Source organism: Holospora undulata HU1 (genome assembly GCF_000388175.3).
Taxonomy (GTDB): domain Bacteria; phylum Pseudomonadota; class Alphaproteobacteria; order Holosporales; family Holosporaceae; genus Holospora; species Holospora undulata_A.
On record NZ_ARPM03000112.1, the window covers coordinates 1 to 4,767 of the forward strand.

The 4,767-nt window shown below is 37.9% G+C and carries 5 protein-coding genes and 2 pseudogenes; 1 reads left to right on the forward strand and 6 read right to left on the reverse strand.

The genetic code is table 11. The features are described from left to right. Positions 1 to 318: pseudogene (locus K737_RS10240) on the forward strand (hypothetical protein); the annotation flags it as partial. Between the two features lie 96 nt (positions 319 to 414). Here K737_RS10240 and K737_RS10350 read toward each other — a convergent pair. The 6 genes and pseudogenes from K737_RS10350 to K737_RS02375 all read right to left on the reverse strand — a co-directional run. Continuing rightward, positions 415 to 564: a hypothetical protein gene (locus K737_RS10350; protein ID WP_023491776.1), complete on the reverse strand. Its 150-nt coding sequence runs from the start codon at positions 562 to 564 to the stop codon at positions 415 to 417. A gap of 51 nt (positions 565 to 615) precedes the next feature. Continuing rightward, positions 616 to 819 carry a hypothetical protein gene (locus K737_RS02365; RefSeq protein WP_006291978.1) on the reverse strand — a complete coding sequence of 68 codons (204 nt, stop codon included), beginning with the start codon at positions 817 to 819 and terminating at the stop codon, positions 616 to 618. Between the two features lie 287 nt (positions 820 to 1,106). Next, positions 1,107 to 2,129: an NAD(P)/FAD-dependent oxidoreductase gene (locus tag K737_RS02370; protein ID WP_006291899.1), complete on the reverse strand. Its 1,023-nt coding sequence runs from the start codon at positions 2,127 to 2,129 to the stop codon at positions 1,107 to 1,109. An 820-nt stretch (positions 2,130 to 2,949) separates the two neighbouring features. Next, positions 2,950 to 3,120, reverse strand: coding sequence for a hypothetical protein (locus K737_RS07805; protein ID WP_023491781.1), 171 nt, complete (start codon positions 3,118 to 3,120; stop codon positions 2,950 to 2,952). Positions 3,121 to 3,413: 293 nt separating this feature from the next. After that, complete coding sequence (locus tag K737_RS07810; RefSeq protein ID WP_075260324.1) at positions 3,414 to 3,551, reverse strand: IS630 transposase-related protein; 138 nt, start codon at positions 3,549 to 3,551, stop codon at positions 3,414 to 3,416. 486 nt (positions 3,552 to 4,037) lie between these two features. After that, positions 4,038 to 4,767: pseudogene (locus tag K737_RS02375) on the reverse strand (MSCRAMM family adhesin SdrC); the annotation flags it as partial.

Genomic DNA, 4,767 nt, shown 5'->3' on the forward strand with positions numbered 1-4,767 from the left:
ATAGGTTATAGTGATGAAAGTAGTTTTGCTCATGATATGCCAAGAATGCATGGGTGCTCTGATAAAGGCAAGCGGTGTTATGGAGCTCATTACTGGGGGGGAACAAACGCTATAGGCGCTTTAATTGGCAAATCTATAATTGCAATTGGTTTGATATCTGGCTTACAAAGGGGGTTACATCTTGGGGGCAGCAGATTTTATTACCAAACCTTCCAAAAGAAAGCGGTAGTGTTATGGATAACGCCAATTTCCATAAAGGGAAAGCTATGCAAAATATACCATAGTTTGCTTTATTCCTCATTATTCTCCAGATCTTAATCTTATTGAGAAAAAGTGGGCCTAAGCAAAACATATAAGAAGAACAGTACCTTGTTCAATTGATCTCTTATTTCAATTGCATCTCTCGTAATCTTTTTACACTGATTTAGCTATACGTGCCAAAATCTCTACGGTCTTCTTCAACATGTTTTGAACAAACTCTTCGAACGTTTTACGATAACTTTTACGAGAACCAGCATCTGGGCATGCGCCTTTAAGCGATGGATATTTTACACCTGCCTTCATCAAATACCTTGCATCCCGCAATAGTGTGAACCTTTGCATGAAAAATATGTCCTAAAGATCCGTGACATTATGGGGTTTTAGCTCTTTGACCTTTTTTCCCCCATCAATCCCTTGATTTACATCTTGGGCCGTTGTTTTTGCACTTTGTAAGTCAATTAGACTGCAGGTCGGATTGTCTCGCCCATTGTTTATCCGGCTTTTTTCCACAAGATTCCTTATCATTTTTTCCAAAATTCCGCTTTGTCTTTCTTGCATGTAAAACCTGTATACTCTTTTCCATGGAAGAATGTTTTTGCGGCCAAAGCGTCACTGATAGTCCGTCTTTATAAGATAAAACACCCCGTTAGCAAGCGCTTTCTTGCGTTTTTTACCATAATCCCCTGTATCAAAATGAGATTTTATTAAATCTCCATTGTGTGTCACTCAAATCCTCTCGGGTAGGGCATGTCATTTACCTTCTAACCAAGCTTTTTATCAGATTGTGAAGACAGGTTCTGAGAAATAAAAGAGCTTAATTTTTATCCTTCCCTAAACACACCTTTTCAACTTTTGCTTTCTGGGCTAGGAACCCCAGTAGAAGTAGAATGCTCGAAACGATAGGATCGTTCAGAAAAATGTGTTTTTCTTAGATGATGCGCCGCCTGCATTGCCTCTGAAAAACCAGTCATAATCAGCTTAAGTTTTTCAGGATACGTTACACAATCTCCTGCGGCATAGATCCCTGAAACAGAAGTTTGTCCTGTTGAAGGACAAGTTACTATCATTCCGGAATTTAGTTGAATCCCCCATGTTTCAAAAGGACTTTTTTGGATTTCAAGACCAAAACAAGGTATAAAAAAATCGCAATCCACCCACTGTGTCTGATCAAAAGCGTGTTGTAAATGGATTTTTTGAAGCTTTCCATTATTTCCTTCTAATCCGATCACCTGACAAGGAGCAAAAAGTTTAATTTTTCCTTCAGATATATAAGAGTCAAGGCGCGCTAAAGACGCTTCTTGTGCGCGAAATTTGTTCCTTCTGTGAACCAGAAAAACTTGCGCCCCTTTTTGACTCAATAACAAACTCCAATCTACTGCTGAATCTCCCCCGCCTGCGATAACAACTCGTTTTCCAGAAAAACGATCCGGGTGATCTACGCAATACAATACATTTTGATGTTCAAAATTTTCAATAAAAGGGATTGCGGGACGTTTGGGAGTAAACGCTCCAGCCCCTGTGCATATTAAAATTACGCGCCCTTTTATTTTTTCGCAAGACGTTGTCACGCTCCACCCCTTTTCCAAATCTTTTTCTAAGGTGCTTATTGGTGTTTGCAAAAAAATTCCCGGATTAAAAGGGGCCATCTGCTTTATTAATCGATCTATAAGCTCCCCGGCTAACAAAGAAGGATGTCCTGGAATGTCGTAAATAGGTTTTTTGGCGTATAGTGCAGAACACTGGCCTCCAAGAGCAGAAAGCGCATCAAAAAGCCCAACACGAAGCCCCACCATGCCACACGCAAACACTGAAAACAGCCCAACGGGTCCTGCTCCGATAATAATTACATCGTAATGAAACGGTTTCATTTGATTGTCAAAATAATTATTTTCTCTAAGACTACTCTTTTTTAGGTTTAAAGGCTATTGCTTTCTCTCTTAATTTTTAACGCTTAACAGCATTCATACACTCATGCTGAATGAAATTGTTTAAAAGTTTAATTTTATGTGTTAATAATTTTTCTTGTGCAAAGATTTCTGACAGAAGGAGATCGTGTTGCGTTAAGAACGCAGCATCGGCAAGAAAAGAACCGACGCGTAGAAGATAGGATTAAGGCAGTTTTGTTATCCGAAAAAGGGTAGAGCTCGTCAAATTGCTAAGGCTCTTTTGATTGACGATCAGTCAAGGAGTATAAGTTAATGGTGTAAAGCGGGGGCTCTGTAAGCAAGCTGAATATTTTACAAACAGTAAAACTTATCGCACATTTGGAAAGCCACGATGTATATGAAAGTAAGCGATACCTGCGCTTATGTTCTTGAGGCATTGCGTAGACGATTCAAGGCAAGACGTCGTGGCTGCACGCCCATAATTTTTCATTTAAAAAGCCAGAAGCACGGCCCGAAAATACAGATCCAGCCAAGAAGGAACTTTATTCATTATTACGAGACGGTGAGCGACAACACTGCCGGACCATCCTGTTTGGTGATGGCTCGGCCACCATGGCAACGAAAATCACTTGTCAGGCACCCCCATGACACGCATGAGCCTGATTGGAGTCTTGGATTTGACATGTGATGTTCCTTAAAAACCTTGAAGACGTTTTTTGATCAGCTGAAAGACGCTTATCCAAAGGCGCCGTTCTACCTGATCCTGGATCAAGGCGGAAAAAGAAAAGGGGATTGAGGTGCATTATTTGCCCTCCCTTGCCCCAACCTGACCCCCATCGAAGAAGAATATGTGCGCAATAATCGATTGTTCTTCTCTGCCAAAGAGTTTTGCAAGAGTATTTTTCATTTTTTTGACCAAACCTGGGACAACATCTCCATGGATCTTGTCGACCGCATCAATGACTACTTTCAACGCATCAGTCCAACACTTTCAGTTTGATTTGGCATATACAATATTTGGATACGCTATATATTTATTTTATTGATTCTTGATACCGAGTTCGCTTTACTCTACTTGACTTTATTTTACTTTTCTTGGCTTGCTTCCACGTACGAAAAGTCTTTTTTTTATAGCTATAGCCTAATCTTTTTAACCAGTAACCGATTGTACCCCAAAATTCTTGAGAAGCTTTTTTCAAGGTCATATCTTTTTTTTCTGAGCCACCACGTCTTTTAAGAAAATACTTGCCTTCTTGTCTGTATTTTCTATGCCAATTTTTTATGCCACTTGCCTATAGATGATACACTTATTTTAAATAGTTGCGATGCTTCAATATACCCGTTCCCCTCATCTAAATATTTTATTACTCTATGTCTTAAATCGTTGCTGGAGCTCTTTGTCATTTTCCTTTCATTGTAACAAAAATTACACCTAATTCAACCTAAATTACTATATAATTCATCATAGTTATACAAAAAATTCTAATTTTTTGGCTGCATAGGGCGAAGTTACTAAAAATTATACGGGAGGCATAAAAGAATTTTCGGACTGGATAAAACAAGAAATATCTAACCTAGTGTACGATTATGAGAGCAACTCAAAAAATATGGTGTTGTGTTGCGCAGAAACAGAGGAAAAAGATTAATCTGTAGATTTAACCTTAGAGTTGGCTAAATAACGATTTCTGAAAAAATCTGTTTTTGATATACTATTGCTATTACAATACAACACTATTTCCTTCCTTTATCGCCCCCCCTCGTGTTTTTTTTAACATAACATATTCAAAAATTACAGTAACAGATACGATTAATTCCTAAAAAACAGAAGGATCTTACGGAAAAACTCATAAAATTTGGTAGTTCTTCTTTATAAAAAATTCAAAAATAAAACTATTTGTTCGATTCTTGAGATTCATCAAGCTTTGAAACACTCTGCGAAGAGATTTTCCCCAAAGAATCGCTTAGAACTGCACGAACTTCCCTACTATTTCTAGCATCAGAAACCTCTTGTCTATCTGTTCTAAGAACTAGCTCCTCAGCATTTTCATTAATTTCGGTATCTATTATCTCCAATCTTGGAGATCCTTGAGAAAGATTAGCTTCAAAATTACGACATTGAAAAGGTACGCTCCCAGAATAACTATTTTCAGTATAAAGCTTTATAAGACCATCTATATTTCTATATATTGGTTCTGAAAACAACATTATGTTTCGATCAATACAACTCACTGAAAAACCTTTGCTTTTGTAGACGTCAGCAAAAAGCTCACGATTCTTTTCCAAGTCTAACTTCAAAAAATTAGAAAAATCAAAGTTACCAAATGTACCTATTCTTAGGCTTCCTTCCTGGTTTTCTTGATCAAAAGAATCAGAATTCACTTCTGAATCCTTCCGAGAACCAGATACACTCTCTTCATCAGAGCTTTGTTGAGAACCAGATACACTTTCTTCATCAGAGCTTTGTTGAGAACCAGATACACTTTCTTCATCAGAGCTTTGTTGAGAACCAGATACACTTTCTTCATCGGAACTCATTTCTGAATCTTGCTGAAAATTAGACGATTCACCATGAAAATTTTTAGCAGTGCTTTCGAAAAAAAAGCCACTCAAAACATTTACT